This window comes from Pontibacter oryzae, assembly GCF_003576375.1.
In the GTDB taxonomy this organism is placed as follows: domain Bacteria; phylum Bacteroidota; class Bacteroidia; order Cytophagales; family Hymenobacteraceae; genus Pontibacter; species Pontibacter oryzae.
The window spans coordinates 221,623-244,049 of record NZ_QWGE01000002.1 but is presented as its reverse complement, the minus strand read 5'-3'; the positions used below and the strand labels follow the sequence as shown (position 1 = coordinate 244,049).

Below are 22,427 nucleotides of genomic sequence, written 5' to 3'. Positions count from 1 at the left end.
GCACATAGCACCATTTATTATGCTTTTTAGTTTAGGCACAACATACATTATATGACTGTAGTCCCCAATGAAGAAGAGCTGCGCCTAAACTTAGAGCGCGAGCGCCAGGCCAGGCAATCCGCTGAAGATCGCTTGGCAGCGCTCGAGCGTGAACTTGATTCTTTACGTCAGCAATTTTCAGGTAGGCAGCCTACAGAGCCAAACCCATGCCCGCACATGCATGGTTGGCTGTTGAAGAACGTCCATCATGCTGCGCTTGCCACTGATGATACCGGGCGCATAACTGCTTTGAACCTTGCGTTTCATAAGCTATTCTCTCTTCCGCAACCAATAGAATTTTACCTCGGTAAGCCGCTCAGCGAGCTTGAGCAAGCTACCGAGCTTGCCGGGTTTGCCCCACATCACCAAGTTGTTGCGCAAGGTGGATCTGCTGGAGATGAGGGCACCTTGCAGAATGGGTGTATCGTTGAGCGTGAGCACTTGCACTTGCAAACAGATGGAGACCTTTGCGGCACACTGTGGTTCTACCGCAACGTGACCCAAAAGCGCCAACATCTGCGCAAGATTGAGTTACAATCCGAACTGCAGGAGGAATATCCGAACCCGGTGCTGCGCTTGAGTTTCAACGGAGACTTGATATTCGGCAATAAAGCCGGATACGAGTTTATGCAACAAATAACACAAAGCCGTGTTGAACCGCTTAAGAGACTGTTGCTAAGCCAAATTAGCCACCTTAAAATAAAGGAGAACTCTACCCCTACTACCTTCGAGTCTTATATTGCAAAGCGCTACTACTATATACTCATCATACCAATGCCAGACAAAGGTTACTTTAACCTGTATATGTCTGATATTACAGAGCGCCGGAAAGCGGAGGAGGCACTGCAGGAGAGCAAAAACTTTGTCCGCAACATTACGCGCACCATCCCTAACATCGTCTATATCTACGACCTAGACGAAGAAAAATGCGTGTACATGAACGGCCAGGTGCGAAAGGTGTTGGGCTATCATGAGAACGACTTAGAAAACATGTCTCCAAGTATGTTAACAACCTTGGTAGACGAAGAGCAGCTATTAAATTTCAAAGAGCACGTTTCTAAAATGATTGAGGCCAAGGATGGGGCCATCGAGGAAACAGAACGCAAAGTACAGGCAAAGGACGGCAGCACCAAAATACTTTATTGCAGGGAAAGCATCTTTAAACGCAAGGATAACGGACAGGTCAAGCAAATTATTGGGTCCGCCGAGGATGTTACAGGTATGCGTGAGCAAAGCCTTGAACTATTGCGCCAGAAGGAATTTTATGAATCCATCCTGAACCACATTCCCTCTGATGTTGCTGTCTTTAACAGACAGTTGCAATACCTATTTCTAAACCCTGCTGCCGTACAGGACCCGCAGCTTCGCAAATGGATTATTGGAAAAACCAATGAAGACTATAGCCGCGAACGTGGTGTACCGCTTAAGCGCATGGAACTGCGCAGCAAGCATCTACAACTTGTACTAGACCATAAAAAGCGCGTCGAGTTTGAAGAACGGCTACTTAAGAAAGATGGCGACTATACTCACCATATCCGCAGGCTTAACCCGGTTCTAAACACAGATGGCGAAGTAGGACTAGTAATTGCGCACGGCCTTGATATAACCGACCTAAGAAAGGCACAAGATGAAATTATAGCCAGCGAGGCAAAGAATAGATCCATTCTTGCAGCCATACCTGATCTCATGTTCATCATCGGCCAAAACGGCGATTACCACTACATGAAGAATGTGGAGCAGAAGCACTTGCTTGTTCCAAAGGAGAGCGTTATAGGCAATAATATATTCAACCTCCTGCCAAGGGAGCTTGCCAGTAAAATAATGTCGTTGATCGAGCGTGTGCTAGAAAGTGGCTTTTACGAAAAAATCGGCTACGACTTGCAACTGCCTGATGGCCTTCGCTATTATGAAGGACGAATCCTTAAATACAGTGATAATGAGGTGCTTGCCATTATCCGTGACGTAACTGAAGAGAAAAACGCTGCCCTGGAAGTTGAGGAAAAGAACGAATTCATCAGGCAAGTGCTGGATGCCAGCCCGAGCCTAATCTATGTAAAAGATAGTGAGGGAAAGTTTGTACTGGCTAACCAAGAGTATTGTAAGCTTTTTGAAGTAACACTCGATCAGTTGATTGGTAGCAGCGGCCTAGACATCCACCAGAACCCTAGCGAAGCTGAATTCTATTTAGAAATTGACAGGCAAGTAATTGAGGAAAACCGCGAGATAAAACTACAGGAGCGCCACACCACTAAAACCGGTGAGGTACTCTGGTTTAACACTACCAAGAAACCTATAGTCACCAGCAACGGGCAGGTGCGCGTGTTAGGCATTTCCACGAATGTTACAGAGCAGCGCCTTGCCAATAAAAGGCTGCAAAACAGTGAAGAACTGCACCGCCTGCTCTCTGAGAACTCGAAGGACATGGTGAGCCTGCATAACATCGATGGCAGCTATATCTACATCTCAAAAGCAGTGGAAGAAATGTTGGGGTATACCCAGGCCGAGGTTTTACAGATGAGCCCTCGCATCATAATCCATCCTGATGATTTTAATACTGTATATCAACATGGTTATCTTGTTGCCTTAGAAACACGGCGCAATACTACCCTGCAACACCGGATGCTTCGGTCCAATGGTTCTCTGCTTTGGGTTGAAACAAGCATACGCCCTATCTTCGACACTAACAACGAGGTCACTAAAATCCAGGCAGCCACCCGCGATATAACCGAACGTAGAAAATCCGACGAGGCGCTTCAGAGCAGCGAGAAAAAATACCGCGACCTTATTAACTACAGCCAAGCATATATTTGCACTCATGACCTGAACGGTGTTATCCAGTCGGCCAACCCATATTTGCTCAACATGCTGGGGTACACTAATGAGGAAATGATTGGGCACAGCCTCTTTGATTTCTTCCCAAAAGACGACCGAGCAGGTTTCTATTTATACTTGCAGCAGTTTGATGATAAGAGCGTGGTAGATGGCGTCCTGACCATACTTAACAAAGAACAGGAGGAGCGCTACCTTTACTATCAGAACTACAAGGTTGAAGAGCCTAACATGGATCCTTATATCATTGGCATTGCCCAGGATATTACAGACCGTATGCGCACCGAGCAGCAACTGAAGAAAGCAAAAGATGCTGCCGAAGAGTCGGCACGGGTAAAAGAGAATTTCCTGGCTAACATGAGCCACGAGATCCGCACCCCAATGAACGGCATCCTGGGAATGGCTGGCTTACTGCGTAAAACAGACCTTAACGAGGTCCAACTTAACTACCTTAAAATAATTAGGCAATCCGCAGATAATCTGCTTGTTGTAATCAACGACATTCTGGATATAGCTAAGATCGAAGCGGGCAAATTAGACCTCGAGGAAATACCGTTTAACCTGCCCGAGGCAATACAAGCCGCTTTCCAGACGCTGATTTATAAAGCCGAGGAAAAAGAGTTAGCTTATTTCCTACAGTCACCGAAGTTTAACCACCCGATGGTAATCGGAGACCCATACCGTCTGAACCAGGTATTACTCAACCTCTTAAACAACGCGATCAAGTTTACAGAGGAAGGTAATATTGTGATGAGCAGCAAGGTGCTGGAAGAAACTGAAGAATTGCTTACCGTGCAGTTTAGCGTGTCGGATACAGGCATTGGCATTCCGCAAAATAAAATAGAATACATTTTTGAAGGGTTTACGCAAGCTTACTCTAGCACAACAAGAAAATACGGAGGCACTGGGCTTGGCCTTAATATATCTAAGAACCTGGTGGAGATGCAAGATGGCCGCATTTGGGTTAACAGCACCGAAAATAAAGGAAGTACGTTCCACTTCGTGCTCACCTACCTAAAAGCGAAAGTGCAGCAGCCTGAAATGCAGGTGGAGCAAACAGACTTTAGTAGCCTTGGCACGATTGATGTTCTCTTGGCGGAGGATAACGAAGTGAACATCTTCCTCGCTCAATCGATTTTAGAAGGTTGGGGTGCCAAAGTTGATATTGCGCATAATGGTCGTGAAGCCGTGGAGTTGGCCGAGCAAAAACTATATGATGTAGTGCTGATGGATATACAGATGCCCGAACTAAGCGGCATCGATGCCACTCGGTTCATCCGTAGTTTTCCGGATGCCGCCAAAGCCAGCGTGCCCATCATAGCCCTCACAGCCAATGCACTGAAAGGCGATGCTGAAAAGTACCTAGCCGCCGGTATGAACGACTACATATCGAAGCCGTTTGAGGAAGAGAAACTGTTCATGAAAATAGCCTTAAATCTGCCCCATAAACGGCAGCCATTAACAGCAAACAGAGAATTAGCAGAAAATAACGCCATGCAACAGATCTTCAATGAACCGCTTTATGATTTAACGATGCTTCAGAAAATGTCGAGAGGCAACGAAGCATTCTTAAAACGCACAAAACAGCTTTTTGTGGATACTGTGCCTGCCACAGTCACAGATATGCAGGACAAATATCAACAAGCGGATTGGACGGGTGTTAGCGCAGCCGCGCACAAGCTTAAGTCTACTATCGACACCATGCGTATAGAGCGCTTGAAGGATATTATCCGCCAGATAGAGAGCAATGCTAAATCTCAAGAAAACCTGGAGGAGGTAAGGAATAAAATTTCATACTTATCAGAAGTCATGGATCAGGTTATAGCCCAGTTAAAGGCAGATATAAACTAAAAAAAGTATAATCAGCACCCTGGCGCCAGTTTTCCATAAAATGGAAAACTGGCGTTTTTGATTTCCCTAATCTGGAACATTACATTACTATCATATAGCTATATCTATGCTTATTGGCTAAAAACAGACCATCTTAAAAAAAATAATTTATGGCACAGCATTAGCCATTAAAGAAGCATTAGTGTTTAACGCTAATGCGCTATATATGAAAAAGTCTTTCTTTACACTTGCTGTATCTCTATTCACCGTTTACTCACTGGCTGCGCAGTCGCTGATAAGTGAGTTTAATTGGGATGACAGGAACCAGCCTGCCACTGCGGCGAAGTATGGTAAGTCAGCGAAAGCATTAGGTGCTCATGCCGGAATTGTGTCGGGTGGTGTTGCAGCCTCTAACGGTTTGGGTATTGCGCAAGATCACAATGCAGCCCCGGCTCCTGCCCCTGTTAGCTTCGTAATGGATGGCAGCGATTTTAACGTGGATGGATTGGAAGTTAGCTTTGAGTTTAACGCGCATAACACTAATGGCAACGGAAGCCTTTTTGCGCGTCTTCATCAGGATGCCACGCAACCACCAGTATTTAGCCTATTTATTCAGGATTACAAATTACAGCTCCGCTACACGCTAGCCAATGGCGAAGTGGTTATGCTAAAAGATATTGCCACTGTACCAACCACCGATGAGTTATCGTTTTACAGCTTTCGCTACTTGCCTATAACCGGCGAAATGGAAGTATACATGGGCACTGAACTTGTGGCTTACCGTGAGAGCAAAAGCATTCCATTAAGTTGGGCGAATGCGGGCGATGCGGTTTTGGGTCATAACTTATACGTTGCTCCAAACGATGTGCACGACACCTGTGAAGCTAAGCCAAGCACTGCTGTTTTTGATAACTTCACAGCCACCTCGATAACTGAAAACCAGGTATTGCTGCCAGCGGTTCATTTCCTGAAATTAACAGCAGTGGCCGACAAAGGTCAAATCAACCTATCCTGGACAACGGAGGCTGAGGCGCAAAAGCTAGCTTTTAGCGTTGAACGCAGCCAGGACGGCACATTATATGAGGCTTTAAGCGCTACACAACTCAACACTAGCCTTGAAGATAATAAGCTGGTTTATATGTACACAGACAAGACCGCGAAGGTTGGCAAAGTATACTACCGCATAACGCAGTTTAATAAAGACGGCAGCAAACTGATTTCTAACGTGGCTGAAATACCCGCTTCATCAAATATCGCTACATCTGGCGCTAAAATGTCAGTTTACCCTACACTGGTACAAAACCAGGAGGTTAAATTTGAATTGAAGGGAGTGGCTAACAACGGCCAAGCAAACATTACGATCATGAGCTTTGGAGGAAGCATTGTTAGGAACAAATCTGTTGAACTCTCTCAGGCAACCCCAGGCACTCAAATATTAGCAGCCGGCGAGCTGCAAGAGGGTGTTTATATTGTGCTACTTACACACAACAATATAACTTACCGCGAAAAATTGGTAGTAAGATAATCAACCTTTCCTGTTTTTATACTTAAGACCTTGCTCGTGGCTATGCCCGCTGCAAGGTCTTTTCTTTAAGCCCAATAATAGCAGCTCTGCCGCTATTTCCGTAACTTGATATTGCCTGAATGAAGTATAACCAATACCATAACCATGCAGCATCAAGAATTTCCAGACTTATCAAACCTCATCACTTTACGGCAAAATTTACACCAGCACCCGGAGCTTTCTGGTTCTGAGTCTGAAACGTCGGATCGAATCCAAGGCTTTATCACTCAGTATAATCCCGATGAGGTATATACCGGGCTGGGAGGAAATGGCTTGGCATTAGTTTTCCACGGCAACGCTTCAAAAGATGGCCCTACCATTATATTCCGGGCTGAGTTAGATGCCCTGCCAATTGCTGCTACAAACCTGAGCCTACCTTATACTTCAGTTCGTGCCGGGATAGGGCATAAATGCGGGCATGATGGACACATGGCTATCCTTGCAGGTCTCGGAGCTCTGCTACATCAGGGCAGACCTGCACAGGGAAAGGTAGTTTTGCTTTTCCAGCCCGCTGAAGAAACCGGTGCAGGTGCCTGGGCCATACTTCAGGATAAGGTATTTCAAGCGAACATCAAACCCGACTATGTTTTCGGGTTGCATAACTTGCCAGGCTGGCCAAAGCACCAGGTTATTGTTAGGGATAATGTGTTTGCCGCAGCCTCCACCGGTATGGTTGTGGAGCTTACAGGAAAACCTTCGCATGCTGCAGAGCCGGAAAATGGCGTCAGCCCTGGGCAAGCTATGGCCGAAATAGTACTTGCTTTCAACAACATCGTAGCCCAAAAACAAACCTTTCAGGACCTAACGCTTTTAACAGTCATCCACGCACGTTTAGGAGAGATAGCCTTCGGCACAAACCCTGGTTTTGCAACGGTCATGGCTACCCTCCGCTCCTACCGGCCCCAGGATTTACAAACGCTTAAAATCCTTGCGGCAGCGGCTGTTCAGCAAATAGCCGCTACGTATGGCTTACAGCATAGCATCCGGTTTGCAGAGGAGTTTCCGGCCACTATAAATCATCAACAGGAAGTACAGCTTGTGCGCCAAGCGGCGAGGGCGCTTCAACTCCAAGTAACGGAGGCCGTACATCCTTTCAGGTGGTCTGAGGATTTCGGGCATTTCACTGCAAAGTATAAAGGTGCCTTCTTTGGTTTAGGATCCGGCACCGACCAGCCGCAACTGCACCACTCCGACTATGACTTCCCTGATGACCTGATACCTACCGGCGCAAGGTTATTTTACGCCATCATACAAGAAATAATTAACTAATAACACCCTATGTTTCATAGCTCTTATATAGAGATTAGTAAATCAGCACTTCAAAACAACATTGCATTTCTGCGGCAGGAAATCGGCTCGGGCGTACAGTTGTCTTCTGTAGTAAAAGGCAATGCCTATGGCCATGGCATTGAGCAGTTTGTACCAATCGCGCAGGAATGCGGCATCTCTCATTTTTCAGTTTTCAGTGCCGATGAGGCGCACCGGCTGCTACAAACGCTTACAAAACCAGCAACCATCCTGATTATGGGCTACCTTGATAATGAGGAGCTGGAGTGGGCCATTGCGCACGATATTGAGTTTTTCGTTTTCGAACTGGACCGCTTGTTAGAGGCGGCTACCATTTCTGAAAAACTGGGCAAAAAGGCAAAATTACATCTGGAGTTAGAAACAGGCATGAACCGAACAGGATTTGACAGACCAAGCCTAGAGCACGCCCTCGCATCGTTAGAGAAGTGTAAAGCCCAAGTTGAGCTTCAGGGAGTATGCACCCATTACGCTGGAGCCGAAAGCCTGCAAAACCATGACCGCGTGTTGGCGCAACATGAGCTTTTCAAAAATCAGCTTTCCTACATCAGAACCAGTGGCTTAAGCCCAAAACAGGTCCATACAGCTTGTTCAGCCGCCATGATAACCTACCCCGAAACGCACATGGACATGGTGCGCATCGGCATTATGCAATATGGTTTTTGGCCAAGCCCCGAAACATACAGCCATTATGTGAGCCAGCATACCATAAAAAAGGACCCGCTACGCCGACTTATAACTTGGAAAAGCCGAGTGATGAGCATTAAATCTGTGCCGCAGGGGGAGTTTATTGGCTATGGCACATCCTTTCAGGCACCTCGGGATATGCAACTGGCCATTGTGCCAGTGGGTTATGCATGGGGTTATAGCCGTGCCCTCAGCAACCAGGGCCACGTTCTAATAAAAGGAACCCGCGCTGCCGTGGTAGGCACCGTAAACATGAACGTGATGATGGTTGATATCACCGAGCTACAGGACGTGCAAAAGAACGATGAGGTGGTGTTACTAGGTAGCCAAGGCAACGAAAGTATAACTGTCGCATCGTTCGGAGAGCTAAGCACACAGCTTAACTACGAGTTACTCACCAGGTTACCTGCAAATATACCTCGCTATGTTATAGATTGATGCATTAGGCAAGTTAAAGTATAAATACTCTATTTTTTAGCTACTTGCTTTAGCCCCATGCTCGACAAAAAACCACTTGCCAGGCAGTCCTTCCAATAGCTGAAAGCCGATGTTTGTGTGTTTCGGTTAACTGTGATATCACCAATGCGCGGGTCTTTGCCATCTTTGGGGTTACTGTCTTTAATAGCAACCCAATCGGCTATTTCGGAGATAATTTCTTTGCCCAAACCTTGTTTTCCGCCGCTCCCTTTATTGAGTAGCTCAACGTCGAGGTTGCTGTAAATGATTTTCATTTCACCTGTAGCGTTATCCTTGGTCAGTTTAATGTCGAAATCACCTCTGCTTATATGCCCACTCTCAATGCGCACAAACGCAGTTGGCGACAAGATAGGATTAAGTATAGCCGGATCGGTTTCGCCAATGTGGCCTTCTATACGGTGGTAGCCATTATTGCTTAGCAGCGGCATCCGTAGGGTAAACTGCAAAGGTGCTTTGCCCATTACTTTGGTAGATGCATGTATAACAGCAGGCGTCTTCAGAGTCATGTACTTAGGCATGTTAGAGATATTTGAGCCTGATACCTGTAAAAAGTTAAATGTGATATGCCCTCGTTCTATGGCTTTGGGCACCAACTCTGAATAGCGTATATACCCGTTTTTTAATTCCAATTTCTCAACACGGAAAGGCGTTTTCACGCTTTGTGCCATTTCATGAATTAGCTGTTTGGTTCCTTTGTCCTTGTAATGTTGTTTGTCTTTAAATGCCTCCATTGTTAAATCCTGTAAGAGTAGTTTTTGGGCAATGAAGTTGTTGTTCTGAGAGTGAGCCGTATAGCTTAGGCCATCGAACCTAATTAGTGGTATGTTAAGCGTAGTCCGGGTAGTGGCTTTACCTTTCGCCTTTGCCATCTGTGCAATAGTAGCTATAGGTGTTAGGGCAACCTGCTTAGCCAGCAATATTTGCTGCTTTGTGTCTATCATTATCGAGTCTGCACTGGCCTTGTATAGCCCATCCGGTAAAAGATAACTCGCTTTTCCTGTTTTTAGCTTCATCCGCCTCGCGTAGTAAGCCCGATCTTGTGCGTGGAAAGACTGGCTGTCTAATTTAAAGTCATCAACTGATAGCATCAGCTCGGCAACAGAAAAGATGTAAGCATCGCTTTTAGGTTGTTCACGGTAGCGCAGTTGGGCCTTGTTCAGATCAATTTTACCAATGTGCAGGTTTTTAAGCATATCGGACGCTCTCTCGTGCATGGGCTTATGCTGTGCCGTGGTATCTCGCCGCATAACCGTCATCAATAGCTTCGGTTTTTCAAGGATTAGTGCGTCAAGATCTACTTTCTTGCCGAATAGCACGCTGATCATATCAAGGCCCCTAACTGCTACTTCTCCGGTTTGCAAATCCAGTAGCATACGTGCCGTCTCATTTCCCTGCTTTTGAAGCATCTCCCAACGCTCGTAGTCCGGCACCAACGAGATACTATCCACTGACATGCTTCCGATAAAAGGTGAGATCTCAAGCCCATAAAGTTTTAAGTCATACACGCCATCGGATTGCTGTGCCACCATGCGCTCCACCTTGTTCTGGATCCAATTTGTAAAGCCTAGCAGCCCTACAAAAAGAAACACTGATATTCCAAATACCCATGCACTTATTTGCAGCCAGTGCTTCGCTTTTTTTGACGACTTATTATTCTGAGACACAAATACAGTATATTGTTTGATCCTACATACGTGACACGTCTTAAATTGATGAACCTACAGGCCAGTATCACGACTGCGTGCTATAGCACAACCAGATATACCTAACTATACTGATAAACAAGCGTTCCGTTATCTGTATATACCTCTGTGCATCAACAACTTGCTTTCTTTAGCGTAACGACGTTATATTTTATTTTAAAAGTAATTATTAACTGCTATTACGTAGAAGTTTAAAGGAGATTAACTCAAAATGAGGAAGTTACTTTGCTATCTGTGAAATATAAAATGTAATAACTGCATGCCCATGAAAACTCCACAATGGCTTGACACTATACTTTACCCTTTTCAACACCGCTGGTTGCGACTGCAATATGGCAACATGCACTATGTGGATGAAGGCGAAGGCGAGGCGATTGTATTTGTACATGGCACCCCTACCTGGTCTTTTTTGTGGAGGCAGCAATTAAAGTCTCTTCGAAGGAACTATCGCTGCATTGCCCCCGACCATCTGGGCTTTGGGCTATCAGATAAGCCTGTATCCGAATTCAGCTATTCACCCGAAGCACATGCGGATAACCTCGAAGAGCTCATCACAAGCATGGAATTGAAGAATATTACCTTGGTGGTTCACGATTTTGGTGGGCCAATTGGGTTACGCTATGCCTTAAAGCACCCCGAAAACGTGAAGCGCGTGGTGATTTTGAATACCTGGATGTGGAGCCTGGAGAAAGAAGCAAATATGATGAAAGTTAGTAAGTTTATGAGCGGCCCTATTGGCAGGTTTTTATACTTACAGTTAGGTTTTTCTGCCCGTATGCTTCTACCGATGGGGTATTCACAGCGGAAGCACCTTACTAAGGATATTCGCCAGCACTACCAGAAACCCCTCACATCTGCAAAGCAACGGCTGGGCACCTGGCATTTTGCAAAGGCGCTCCACGAGGCAAACCCTTACTTTGCTGAACTATGGAAACAACGTGGAAAACTCAGCAAAATACCTAAACTTATACTTTGGGGCGACAAGGATAAGCTACTACCTACTAACTTTTTAGACACATGGCAAGCTGTTTATCCTGATGCAGAAATCCGTCATATAAACGCAGGGCATTTTTTGCAGGAAGAAAAAGGAGGCGAGGTTTCAGAGGCTATACATACGTTTATGCAAGCCCACACATAAAAAGCAGCGGCAAGTATAAACCCGCCACTGCTTAACATAACTTTTTAACCGGCTACTTATTTTTTCTGATGCCGCTCCTTAAGGACTGCAACCACATCTTTTAGTTCCAGGCCAGTAGCAGATAAGAGAACCAACAAGTGATACAATAGATCTGCCGCTTCACCCTTCATGGTGTCTAGCTTTCCTGCTACGGCGTCTATTACCGTTTCTACAGCCTCCTCTCCTACTTTCTGGGCGATTTTATTCACACCTTTTTCATATAGGAAATTAGTATAGGACCCTTCCACTGGAGTGGTTTTACGCGCCTGAATTACCTCTTCGAGCTGAGCAATAAACCGGATGGCTGCGGCACGGTTGGCAGCCTCTTCCTCGCCAAAGCAGCTGGTTGAGCCAGTATGGCAGGTAGGCCCGTTAGGCTTGACTTTTATGAGCAAAGAATCTGCATCGCAATCTCGGGTAATGCTGATAACCTCCAACGTATTGCCGGAAGTTTCGCCTTTGGTCCAGAGGCGGTTTTTTGAGCGGGAAAAGAACGTAACCAAGCCTTGCTCACGGGTTTTGTCCAGCGCTTCCTGGTTCATGTAACCCAGCATCAGTACCTGGCCGGTCAAGTTATCCTGTATCACGGCTGGCACTAAGCCGCCTTCCTTATCAAAATCTAGTTCCACTGTGTATAAATTTAAAATTGCGAATGAAGAATTTCAAGTGCCTGCTCCTGAAAGCTACGCTTCAATTCTTAAATGTTAAAGGCGTACGTCTATACCCTGCTCTTTCAGGTATGTCTTTAGCGCAGGCACGCCCAGCTCACGGAAGTGAAAAAGGCTGGCTGCCAGAGCTGCGTCGGCGTGTGCTTTAGTAAATGCATCTAAAAAGTGCTCCATGCTTCCGGCACCGCCAGAAGCAATAACCGGAACAGTCACGGCTTTGGCAACCTGGCCGGTAATATCTAAAGCAAAGCCGGCTTTTGTGCCATCGTTGTTCATACTAGTCAGTAGAATTTCGCCGGCCCCAAGCGCAGTAACTTGCTTGGCCCAATCCACAGTGGCATGCTCTGTTTCAACGGTTCCAGCACGGGTATAAACCTTCCAGCCAGCCTCAGGGGTATACTTTGTATCGATGGCCACCGTAACGCACTGGCTACCGAAATGGCGTGCCAGCTCTGAAACCAGGTCGGGGTTTTTAATGGCTGATGAGTTAACGGAAACTTTGTCGGCTCCGGCATGCAGCAGAACCTCTACATCAGCTACGGAGCTTATACCGCCACCAACTGTAAACGGAATATCAATGTGCCTGGCAATGTCGCGCACAAGCTCTGCGAAGGTTTTGCGGCCTTCGTTGGTGGCCGTGATGTCCAGGAACACCAACTCGTCGGCCCCCTCGGCGGCGTACCATTTTGCCAGTTCCACAGGGTCGCCGGCATCGCGGATGTTCTCGAACTGCACCCCTTTTACCGTACGGCCATTTTTAATATCCAGGCAGGGGATAATGCGTTTAGTTAGCATACAAATCGTTCTAAATCTTTTAGTTGGATGGTGCCTTCGTAAATTGCCTTACCTATAATTGCCCCCTTCACACCGATTTCCTGGAGTTCTTTCAAGTCAGCTATTGTCGTTACGCCGCCGCTGGCAATTATACCGGCCTCAGGCTGTGTAAGCTTAAGGTGGCGGTAAGTATTAAGCGATGGGCCTTGCAGTTTGCCATCTTTGCTTACATCGGTACAAATGAAAAGTTTGGCACCGGTTTGCACGTACCCTGAGATGAAATCCTGCAATGGATACTTGCTTTCCTCGGTCCAGGCACTGATAGCAATGTTTGTACCCTTAAAATCTGCCCCTATGATGATCTTATCAGAGCCATACTTCAAAAGCCAGCTTTTCACGGTTTCAGGCTCACGCACGGCAATGCTTCCGGCCGTAATTTGGGCTGCTCCGGCATCAAAAGCCTGTTTCACAGCTTCGTCAGACTGCAAACCACCGCCAAAATCGATGGTTAAGCTTGTATTGGCGGCGATGCTTTCCAGAACGTTCAGGTTTACAGGCTTGCGTGCACGGGCACCATCCAGGTCTACCAGGTGAAGGCGTTTAATGCCGTGACTTTCAAAGCGCTTGGCGACCTCTAGCGGGTTGCTGTCGTAAGTGGTTTGCTGTGCAAAGTCGCCTTCGGTCAGGCGTACGCACTGGCCGCCGATCAGGTCTATGGCAGGGATAATTTCCATCATAAGGCTAAAAAGTTCTTGAGGATTTGAGAACCGGCAGGCCCGCTTTTTTCGGGGTGAAACTGCGCGGCGTAAAAGTTTTTATACTGTAAAGCCGCTGAAAACGGCTCAGGGTAAGAAGTTTGGGCAATAGTATACTCGCTTAAAGGCACGTAAAAGCTGTGCACATAGTATACATAGTCTTTCTCGTTTATACCGCTAAACAACGGCGATTGCTGGTTTTCCAGCTGGTTCCAGCCCATGTGCGGCACTTTCAAATCCGTCTGGAAGCGCTTCACCTGCAACGGAATGATCCCAAGCATATCGGTGTCGCCTTCTTCGGAGTGCTGGCAAAGAAGCTGCATGCCCAGGCATACGCCAAAGAATGGCTGCTGCAGCGTTGGTAGTAGCTTATGCAGGTTGCGGGCTCTGAGTTGCGCCATGGCTGAAGAAGCCTCTCCCACGCCCGGAAAGATTACTTTGTCAGCGGCTTTAATCGTTTCAAAGTCGCTGCTCAGGGTTGCTTGTACCCCCAGCCGCTCCAGCGCGAAAAGCACCGACTGTACATTACCGGCTTTGTAATCAACAATAACTAAGTTCATTAGTTGATAGATGTTAGATTTTAGACGTTAAATGGTGACATTCTTACTTATATTAATTCACCACAATAAGATGATACTTTCCAGGTTGGCTGAATTATACCTCATACTATTTAGAGAAACAAAAAAGCCTGACTCGTTTCGGAGTCAGGCTTTTGGATATGTATAAAGTATACTTTCAGAAAATCCATAGGCAAGCAGCTCCGAAACGATTGCTTCGTGCATGATGATGGTGCATATGAGCTGTAGTGCCTTTCATTGTATGACAAAGATATACGATACATTTAATAAAGTATACTAGAAAATGAAAAACTTTTCAGTACAACTGTTCATATTACTACAGTAAGGTGCCCTTGAGTATGGTTGCCGCAATGGAAAAATAGATGATCAAACCGGTAACATCCACAAGTGTGGCTACAAAGGGAGCCGATGAAGTAGCTGGGTCGAGGCGCAGTTTCTGAAGCAGGAACGGAATCATGGAGCCCGAAAGCGTGCCCCAAAGCACAATGCCAATCAGTGAGAAACCTACCGTTAGGCCGATGAGGTAGGCATGTGCGCCGTAATCGTAAAAGCCGGCCTGTTGCCACAAAAGTATACGCAGGAAACCGACGGTGCCAAGTATAAGCCCAAGCAACACTCCGGAGAACACCTCTTTCCGCATCACATACCACCAATCTCGAAGGTCGAGCTCTTTGATAGCCATTGCCCGTACAATTAGCGTAGCTGCCTGCGAGCCGGAGTTTCCGCCGCTCGAAATTATTAAAGGTATAAAAAGTGCCAGTACAACTGCCTGGGCGATCTCCTCTTCAAAAAAGCCCATGGCTGAGGCCGTAAGCATCTCTCCCAGAAATAAAATCATGAGCACGCTGGCCCGCTTGCGCACCAATGTTAGCAAAGGTGTTTCGGTATAGGAGAGTTCCAGCGCCTCCAAACCACCGAATTTCTGAATATCCTCGGTGTCGCGGCGCTCAATCTCATCAAAAATATCATCGAAAGTAACGATACCAACCAGTACGCCGCTTTCAGAAACCACAGGCATAACAGCGCGATCATACTTGTTAAACTGCTCAATGGCCTCCTCCCGGTTCATGGTTGTGGTGAGACTCACAAACTCATAGTCCATCAGCGAACTCATAGTCTGGTCTTCCTCTGCCATCAGCAACTTGCCGATACGGATGTCGTCGACCAGCTTGTTCTCCTTATCCACCACGTAAATATGGTTCAGGGTTTCAGCCTTTTTGCCATACCTCTTAATGTTGTTTAGCGCCTGCTTTATGGTCCAGCCTTTCTTGGCTTGTATGTAATAGGGCGTCATGAGGCGTGCAATGCTTTTCTCTGGGTAACCCAGCAGGTTGAGCGCAATGCTTTTTTCTTCCGCCGACAGCAGATTGATAGATTCCTTGATAAGCAAATCTGGAAAGTTTTCGAAGATCTCGGTGCGGTCGTCGGGGGCCATGTTCTCCAGCATGTTAGCCGTTTCGGTGGAGCCGAGCTCTTTCAGAATCTCTTCCTGCACCGTATGGTTGAAATAAGTAAACACATCGGCCTTCATGTCGCCGGGGAGCAGCAGGAACGCCAGAATGCGCTCTTTGACATTCAGTTCCGTGATGGTTTCGGCGATGTCGTTCGGGTGCTTGTGGCGCAGGTCACGCAGGTTTACGTCGGTACTTGTCGGAGTCATAAATAAGGTATGGGCTTGGATCGGCTTGATGCAGGTCGGTACTAGTACGCAGGAAGTATAGTAAAAGGATATATGCAAAATGCCTTTCAGGTAGAAGCATGGAAGCTCCACCTAAAAGGCACAAGTATGAATATGTTACTGCGTTAGAAACTCTCGCGCAAATCGTAGGCTTTGCGCATGCGCTCAATTACGCGCTCTGATTCCCAGAAATTAAGGGTTTGCTGCCCGTCTGAGAAAGCTTTCTCGGGTACCTGATGCGTTTCATAAATCACCCCGTCAGCACCGGCCATTACCGCCGCCAACGACATACTTTCCACGTAATCGCGCAGGCCAATGCCGTGCGATGGGTCCACGATAACCGGCAAATGCGTTTTCTCCTTAAGCACTGGCACCGCGTTCAGGTCCAGCACGTTGCGGTAAGCGCCCTCGTAAGAGCGGATGCCGCGCTCGCACAACATAATTTTTTCGTTGCCATGAGAGAAAATATACTCTGCCGCCTGCAATAGTTCCTCTAGTGTACCGGAAATACCACGTTTAAGCAACACTGGTTTCTGCGCCTCGCCCAGCGAATCGAGCAGGTTAAAGTTCTGGCTGTTTCGGGCACCCACCTGGAAAACATCGACATAATCAATCATCTCTTCGATTTGCGATACCTGCATCACTTCGGTGATGATTTTGATATCATTCTCGCGGCAGATGCGGTGGAACATCTTCAGGCCATCCATACCCATACCCCGGAAGGCATACGGCGAGCTGCGGGGCTTAAATACACCGCCACGCATAATTTTCACGTTATTTTCCTTCAGATGGGCCACTACTTGCTCAATTTGCGCTTCACTTTCGATGGAGCATGGGCCAGCCATGATGCTGAACGAGCCTTCGCCAACCACTACGCCATCCCCTAAATCGATGCGGGTTGGCTCTACGCGCCACTTGCGCGAGATAAGTTTATAGTCTTCTGACACGCGATGAATGTCGGCTACGCCCGGCAACTGGCCAATATGGCGTATGTCAAAATCCTTTTTGCCGATAGCCACCAGATAATGGGATTCCTGCGTTATTACTTCGTTGGCTTTATAGCCTATAGCCTCCACTTGTTTCAGGATATTCTCCTTCAGTTCGGTGGGGATTCCTTGTTGCAGCTTAATGATCATATTAGTGTTTGATGCTTTTAATAAATGTTGAAATATTTTCCTGCAGGCTTCCCTCCTGCTGCAGCGCCTTTACAAAGGCACTCCCAATAATAGCGCCGCTGGCATGGTTGCAGGCAGAAGCAAAAGTCTCGTTATCATGTATGCCGAAGCCAATGACGCCAGGGTTCTGCAATTTCATACTTGCCACTCGCTGGAAGTATGCCTGGCTCTGCTCGGCCAGCCCAAGGGTTTTGCCTGTTGTAGAGGCCGATGACACCATATAGATAAAGCCATTGGTGTGGCTATCGATCTCACGGATGCGCTCCTCCGGCGTTTGCGGTGTGATTAGGAAAACTTTACTTAAGTTATACTTCTCGAAAATCGCTTTATACTCATCCACATACTCGCGCAACGGCAGATCAGGCAGAATGATGCCGTCTATGCCGATTTCACCAGCTTTCTGGCAGAAACGCTCCACGCCATACTGCATAACTGGGTTTAGGTAGCCCATCAGCACCAACGGGATGTCGGTTTTCTGGCGGATGCCCTGCAATTGCTCAAACAGTTTCGGGATGGTCATGCCGTTGCGCAGGGCAACCGTACTGCTTTGCTGAATGGTAGGCCCGTCGGCCAGCGGGTCCGAGAAAGGCATACCAACCTCTATCAGGTCCACACCGTTTTTCTCCAGCTCCAGAATAACGGTCTCCGTATCGTTGAGGCTCGGGAAGCCAGCCGTAAAGTATACCGATAGCAAACCCTTCGGCTTGTTGGCAAAAAGGTTCTTGATTCTATTGTTCATCGAAGTGGAAATGCTTAAGGTAAGTAGATAGGTCTTTGTCGCCACGCCCGGAAAGGTTGATCACTACAATTTCTTCTGGTTTGGCTCCCAGCCTGTTGAGCACTGCCAAGGCGTGCGCACTTTCCAGGGCCGGAATAATGCCTTCGAGGCGCGTTAATTCCAACACCGCTTGCAGAGCTTCTTCATCGGTGGCATTCATGAACTTAGCACGGCCACTCACGAAAAGGTGCGCATGCAGCGGTCCAACACCAGGGTAATCCAACCCCGCCGAAATAGAGTATGGTTCTGTAACCTGCCCGTCCTCGGTTTGCATCAGCAAGGTGCGGCTGCCATGTATGATGCCGTCTTTGCCAAGTATGGATGTGGCCGCCGACTCGCCGGAGTCGATGCCCTTACCGGCTGCTTCCACAGCAATCAGCTCAACATTCGGTTCATCGAGGTAATGATAAAAGGCACCTGCCGCATTACTGCCACCGCCCACACAGGCAATAACATACTTCGGATTTTCTGTTCCTTCTTTTTCCAAAAGCTGCGCGCGCATCTCTTCCGAAATTACCGCCTGAAAACGTGCCACCATGTCCGGATATGGGTGGGGACCAACTACTGATCCGATGATGTAATACGTGTCTTCGGGGTTGTTAATCCAGTCGCGGATAGCCTCGTTGGTGGCATCTTTTAAAGTTTTGCTTCCGCTGGTGGCAGGTACCACCTGTGCGCCTAGCATTTTCATGCGGGCCACGTTTGGGGCCTGGCGTTCAATATCCACCTCGCCCATGTATACGATGCACTCCAAGCCCATGAGCGCGCAAACCGTAGCGGTGGCCACGCCATGCTGGCCGGCACCGGTTTCGGCGATAATGCGCTTCTTGCCTAATCGCTTTGCAAGTAAAACCTGCCCGATGGTGTTATTGATTTTGTGCGCACCTGTATGGTTTAGATCCTCGCGTTTCAGATATACTTTGGTGTTATATTTCTCTGATAGCCGTGGGGCAAAGTATAAAGGCGTCGGTCGGCCCACGTAATCTTTCAGTAGCAACTGCAGCTCTTCCTGAAAATCAGGTTCCTGGATGATGCGCAGATAATTCTGGCGCAGCTCCTCTACGTTGGGGTACAGCATCTCCGGCACGTATGCACCGCCAAACTGACCGTAAAATCCTTTTTCGTTAACGTGATAGCTCATTTCTTATAATTATGAATTAGAAATTAAAAATTAGAAATGCCGGATATTGATTTGACCTACGCCACCAAGTTTGATATGGAGAGGCAAGCATTACTTTTCCAGCTTATTATTCTAATCACCTTAACTTCTAATTTTGAATTTCTAATTTCTAATTTTTGATTCCGCCATTAGGCGCTCCAGTTCCTCAACATTCTTCAGGCCTGGCTCCTTTTCAAAGCCGCTGTTCACATCGATGCCAAAAGGCGTCGGTCTGACTTTATCCAGATGTTTTACATTCTCCAAGTTAAGTCCACCGCTCAGGAAGTATGGTTTCGGCGAAAGGTTGCCTGTCAGTAGTTCCCAATCGAAGGGAATGCCATTACCGCCATACTCTTTGCCACGGGTGTCGAAGAGAAAGTAATCGGCACATGACTCGTAGAGCAGCGTGTTCTCAAAGGCAAAGGCATCACCCACCGAAAAAACCTTTATTACTTCCACGCCCAGATCCTTCACGGCAGCGCATACTTTCGGCGTTTCGCGGCCATGCAGTTGTACGACATCCAAATTATACTTTGCCACTGTGCCCGCTATACTTTCTGCGGAAGCGTTTACAAACACGCCCACCTTTTTTATACTTTGAGGCAACTCCTGCAGCAGTTCCGGTGTAATATGGCCTTCTGCGTAACGTTTTGATGGCTCGTAGAAGATAAAGCCCATATAATCGGGGTTCAGGGCCGCAACCTGGCGGATATTCTCCGGGTTACGCATGCCGCATACTTTCACTTTCATGCTAGCACCCCTTGCTTATCGCGCAACTGCCTAAACTCCTTGATGAAGTTTGCTGCCGCACGCTCCGGCCGACTGTTGTGCATAAAGCTTTCCCCGATTAGGAAACCGTTATAACCCGCCGCCCCAAGCTCAAGCAGTGTTTTTGGGTTACTGATGCCGCTCTCGGATATTTTCGTGATTCCCTTTGGTATGAAATTGGCCATCTCGAAAGACGTGTTCACATCGGTCACGAAATCCTTTAGGTTGCGGTTATTTACCCCAACTACATTGATGTCATCCGTTAGTGTGGCATCCAGCTCCTCGCGGTCGCGCACTTCCAAAAGCACCTCCAAGCCAAACGAGCGGGCAAAGGCAGCCAGTTCTTTCAGGCGGGCGGGCTCCAGGGCAGCAGCAATCAGAAGTATGGCATCGGCCCCAATCGACTTCGCTTCCACGATCTGGTATTCATCCACGGTGAAATCCTTGCGCAAAATCGGGCAGTAGTTATACTTGCGGGCGGTCATCAGGTCCTCGTTCTTGCCTCCAAAGTATGGACCATCCGTTAAAATAGACAGCGCCGAGGCTCCCGCCTGCATGTAGCCGATGGAGGTGCGCTCCACCGATACATAAGGGTTAATATCGCCACGGGAAGGAGATTTACGCTTGATCTCTGCGATGATACCGCTCTTATCCGGGCGCAGCAGGTAGCGCTCCAGCGAGATGCATGGCGTTTCGAAGTATAAGCTTTTCTCCAGCAGCTTGACCGGGTACAGTTCTTTGCGCTCGGCTACTTCTTTGTATTTGTATTGAATAATTTCGTCTAGGATGTTCATGGTTGTATGCTGATATTTTTTAGATTCTGTTGAAAGAGCGAGGCGATGTGTAAGCCGCACCCAGTTTATACTTTGATTAGTTTCTGATCTTTTACTAAGCTCTGGAATAGGTGGTAAGCCTTGCCAGACTCAAGTGTTTCTTTCGCTATACTTACTGCATCCTGCACGCCTAACTCGGGGCGGGCGCACTGCAGCGCCATGCCTGCATTAGCAGATACCACGGCTGTCTGCGCTTCCGTGCCCTCACCTTTCAGTACCTTAACAAATATTTCTGCGGATGTGGCCACATCTGTGCCGCCTTTTATCTGCTCGTGCTCCAAGGTTGGCAACCCTAATGCAGCGGCATCCAGCAGTGCCTCCTTGTTATCAGAGATCACTTTAAACGGGCTGGTCAGGGAGATTTCGTCGTAGCCATCCAGGGTATGAAGGATGGTATAGCGGGTATCGGTTTGCTGATAGAGGTAGCCATACATGCGGGCCAGCTCAAGGCTGAAAACACCGACCAGCTGCCGTTTCGGGAAGGCCGGGTTCACCATTGGGCCGAGCATGTTAAAGAAGGTCTTCACGCCAAGTTCCTTCCGGATTGGGCCCACGCTCTTCATGGCCGGGTGAAACAGCGGCGCGTGCAAAAAGCAGATATTATACTTCTCTATGCTGCGCTCCAAGGCATCTGTATCTGTGGTAAAGTTTATTCCCAGCGCCTCCAGCACGTTAGACGATCCGCAGGAAGACGATACGCCATAATTGCCGTGCTTGGCCACTGCCACACCATTAGCCGCTACTACAAAGGAAGATAGCGTCGAAATATTAAAGGTATCCTTTCCATCGCCGCCAGTGCCGCAAAGGTCTATCGGGTTATAGGCCTCCAGGTCCACGCGGTGGCAAAGGGCCAGCAGCGCATCCCGGAACCCTTCCAGTTCCTCCACGGTAATGCTGCGCATCATGTAAACCGTCAGGAAGCTGGAAATCTGGCTCTGATTATACTTACCGCCGGCAATGTTCACCAAAACCTCCCTGGCTTGCGCTTTGGTCAGCGTTTTATGCTCGAATAAGTGGTTTAGTATTTCTTTCATATTTTATTGGCGTATCACGTATCACGACACACGTATCACGACTCTTAACTCTTAACTCTCTAACCAGTTCTTAACTATTTCCTTGCCATGCTCGGTAAGCACCGACTCCGGGTGGAACTGAACGCCACGCACCTTGTGCTCTTTGTGGCGCAGCGCCATAATGTGGCCTTGCGCGTCTGTAGCTGTAATTTCCAGGCAATCCGGCAGCTGCTGCTCCACGAGCCACGAATGGTAGCGCCCAGAACCAAACTGCTTTGGCAGGTTTTTGAAAAGAGGTTCATCCTCTTTTACCACTTGCACCGGAATAGCTATCCCGTGCCATACTTCGTTGCTGTTAAACAACTTGCCGCCGTATACCTCACCTATTGCCTGATGCCCCAGGCACACGCCAAACAGGTCTTTTGTAGGGCCAAAGGTTCGGATGATCTCCTTGAGCAAGCCTGCCTCATCCGGAATGCCCGGCCCTGGCGAAAGCATGATCTTGTCGAAGTTCGCAACTTCTTCCAGCGTAGTTTTATCGTTGCGACGAACCGTAACCGTGGCGCCTAATTCCTGCAGCAGGTGCACCAGGTTGTAAGTAAACGAGTCGTAGTTATCTATTACCAGAACGTCCATA

Annotated in this window: 18 protein-coding genes; 5 read left to right on the top strand and 13 right to left on the bottom strand. The window is 47.7% G+C overall.

Translation table 11 applies throughout. The features are described 5' to 3' along the window. Positions 1 to 51: 51 nt before the first annotated feature. The 4 genes from D1627_RS05895 (at position 52) to alr (ending at position 8,692) form a co-directional block, all read left to right on the top strand. On the top strand, positions 52 to 4,719 hold the full coding sequence (locus D1627_RS05895) for a PAS domain-containing hybrid sensor histidine kinase/response regulator (protein ID WP_119431314.1): 4,668 nt from the start codon (positions 52 to 54) through the stop codon (positions 4,717 to 4,719). Positions 4,720 to 4,924: 205 nt separating this feature from the next. Then, the gene (locus D1627_RS05890) at positions 4,925 to 6,223 is read left to right on the top strand and encodes a hypothetical protein (protein WP_119431313.1); all 1,299 of its coding nucleotides are present in this window, start codon (positions 4,925 to 4,927) and stop codon (positions 6,221 to 6,223) included. A 144-nt stretch (positions 6,224 to 6,367) separates the two neighbouring features. Next, entirely contained in the window at positions 6,368 to 7,531 is a 1,164-nt protein-coding gene (locus tag D1627_RS05885; protein WP_119431312.1) for an amidohydrolase, read from the top strand. Positions 7,532 to 7,540: 9 nt separating this feature from the next. Further along, entirely contained in the window at positions 7,541 to 8,692 is a 1,152-nt protein-coding gene (alr, locus tag D1627_RS05880) for an alanine racemase (RefSeq protein WP_119431311.1), read from the top strand. A gap of 29 nt (positions 8,693 to 8,721) precedes the next feature. On the opposite strand, the gene D1627_RS05875 is transcribed toward alr, so the two are convergent. Further along, positions 8,722 to 10,395, bottom strand: a complete 1,674-nt coding sequence (locus D1627_RS05875) for an AsmA family protein (protein ID WP_119431310.1) — start codon at positions 10,393 to 10,395, stop codon at positions 8,722 to 8,724. 304 nt (positions 10,396 to 10,699) lie between these two features. Here D1627_RS05875 and D1627_RS05870 point away from each other — a divergent pair, with 304 nt between their 5' ends. After that, positions 10,700 to 11,572 carry an alpha/beta fold hydrolase gene (locus D1627_RS05870; protein ID WP_119431823.1) on the top strand — a complete coding sequence of 291 codons (873 nt, stop codon included), beginning with the start codon at positions 10,700 to 10,702 and terminating at the stop codon, positions 11,570 to 11,572. Positions 11,573 to 11,628: 56 nt separating this feature from the next. Here the strand turns inward: D1627_RS05870 and hisIE are convergent, their stop codons facing one another. The 12 genes from hisIE to D1627_RS05810 all read right to left on the bottom strand — a co-directional run bounded on the left by hisIE (position 11,629) and on the right by D1627_RS05810 (position 22,426). Beyond that, complete coding sequence (hisIE, locus tag D1627_RS05865; RefSeq protein ID WP_119431309.1) at positions 11,629 to 12,240, bottom strand: bifunctional phosphoribosyl-AMP cyclohydrolase/phosphoribosyl-ATP diphosphatase HisIE; 612 nt, start codon at positions 12,238 to 12,240, stop codon at positions 11,629 to 11,631. 75 nt (positions 12,241 to 12,315) lie between these two features. Continuing rightward, positions 12,316 to 13,074 carry an imidazole glycerol phosphate synthase subunit HisF gene (gene hisF / locus D1627_RS05860; RefSeq protein WP_119431308.1) on the bottom strand — a complete coding sequence of 253 codons (759 nt, stop codon included), beginning with the start codon at positions 13,072 to 13,074 and terminating at the stop codon, positions 12,316 to 12,318. Next, the gene (gene hisA, locus D1627_RS05855; RefSeq protein ID WP_119431307.1) at positions 13,068 to 13,790 is read right to left on the bottom strand and encodes a 1-(5-phosphoribosyl)-5-[(5-phosphoribosylamino)methylideneamino]imidazole-4-carboxamide isomerase; all 723 of its coding nucleotides are present in this window, start codon (positions 13,788 to 13,790) and stop codon (positions 13,068 to 13,070) included. The genes hisF and hisA overlap by 7 nt, the downstream gene beginning before the upstream one ends. After that, positions 13,787 to 14,368, bottom strand: a complete 582-nt coding sequence (gene hisH, locus D1627_RS05850; RefSeq protein ID WP_119431306.1) for an imidazole glycerol phosphate synthase subunit HisH — start codon at positions 14,366 to 14,368, stop codon at positions 13,787 to 13,789. The genes hisA and hisH overlap by 4 nt, the downstream gene beginning before the upstream one ends. Before the next feature lie 334 nt (positions 14,369 to 14,702). Further along, complete coding sequence (gene mgtE, locus D1627_RS05845; protein ID WP_119431822.1) at positions 14,703 to 16,046, bottom strand: magnesium transporter; 1,344 nt, start codon at positions 16,044 to 16,046, stop codon at positions 14,703 to 14,705. A gap of 143 nt (positions 16,047 to 16,189) precedes the next feature. Continuing rightward, a complete protein-coding gene (locus tag D1627_RS05840) occupies positions 16,190 to 17,200 on the bottom strand; it encodes a bifunctional 3-deoxy-7-phosphoheptulonate synthase/chorismate mutase (protein ID WP_119431305.1) in 1,011 nt (336 codons plus the stop codon). Position 17,201: 1 nt separating this feature from the next. Further along, positions 17,202 to 17,978 carry a tryptophan synthase subunit alpha gene (trpA, locus tag D1627_RS05835; protein WP_119431304.1) on the bottom strand — a complete coding sequence of 259 codons (777 nt, stop codon included), beginning with the start codon at positions 17,976 to 17,978 and terminating at the stop codon, positions 17,202 to 17,204. Continuing rightward, complete coding sequence (gene trpB / locus D1627_RS05830; protein ID WP_119431303.1) at positions 17,968 to 19,158, bottom strand: tryptophan synthase subunit beta; 1,191 nt, start codon at positions 19,156 to 19,158, stop codon at positions 17,968 to 17,970. The genes trpA and trpB overlap by 11 nt, the downstream gene beginning before the upstream one ends. Positions 19,159 to 19,299: 141 nt before the next feature. Next, positions 19,300 to 19,926 carry a phosphoribosylanthranilate isomerase gene (locus D1627_RS05825; protein ID WP_119431302.1) on the bottom strand — a complete coding sequence of 209 codons (627 nt, stop codon included), beginning with the start codon at positions 19,924 to 19,926 and terminating at the stop codon, positions 19,300 to 19,302. Then, complete coding sequence (gene trpC, locus D1627_RS05820) at positions 19,923 to 20,738, bottom strand: indole-3-glycerol phosphate synthase TrpC (protein ID WP_119431301.1); 816 nt, start codon at positions 20,736 to 20,738, stop codon at positions 19,923 to 19,925. Before trpC ends, D1627_RS05825 begins: the two co-directional genes overlap by 4 nt. Positions 20,739 to 20,803: 65 nt before the next feature. Further along, positions 20,804 to 21,811: an anthranilate phosphoribosyltransferase gene (gene trpD, locus D1627_RS05815; protein ID WP_119431300.1), complete on the bottom strand. Its 1,008-nt coding sequence runs from the start codon at positions 21,809 to 21,811 to the stop codon at positions 20,804 to 20,806. Between the two features lie 51 nt (positions 21,812 to 21,862). Continuing rightward, entirely contained in the window at positions 21,863 to 22,426 is a 564-nt protein-coding gene (locus D1627_RS05810; RefSeq protein WP_119431299.1) for an anthranilate synthase component II, read from the bottom strand. Position 22,427 lies beyond the last annotated feature (1 nt).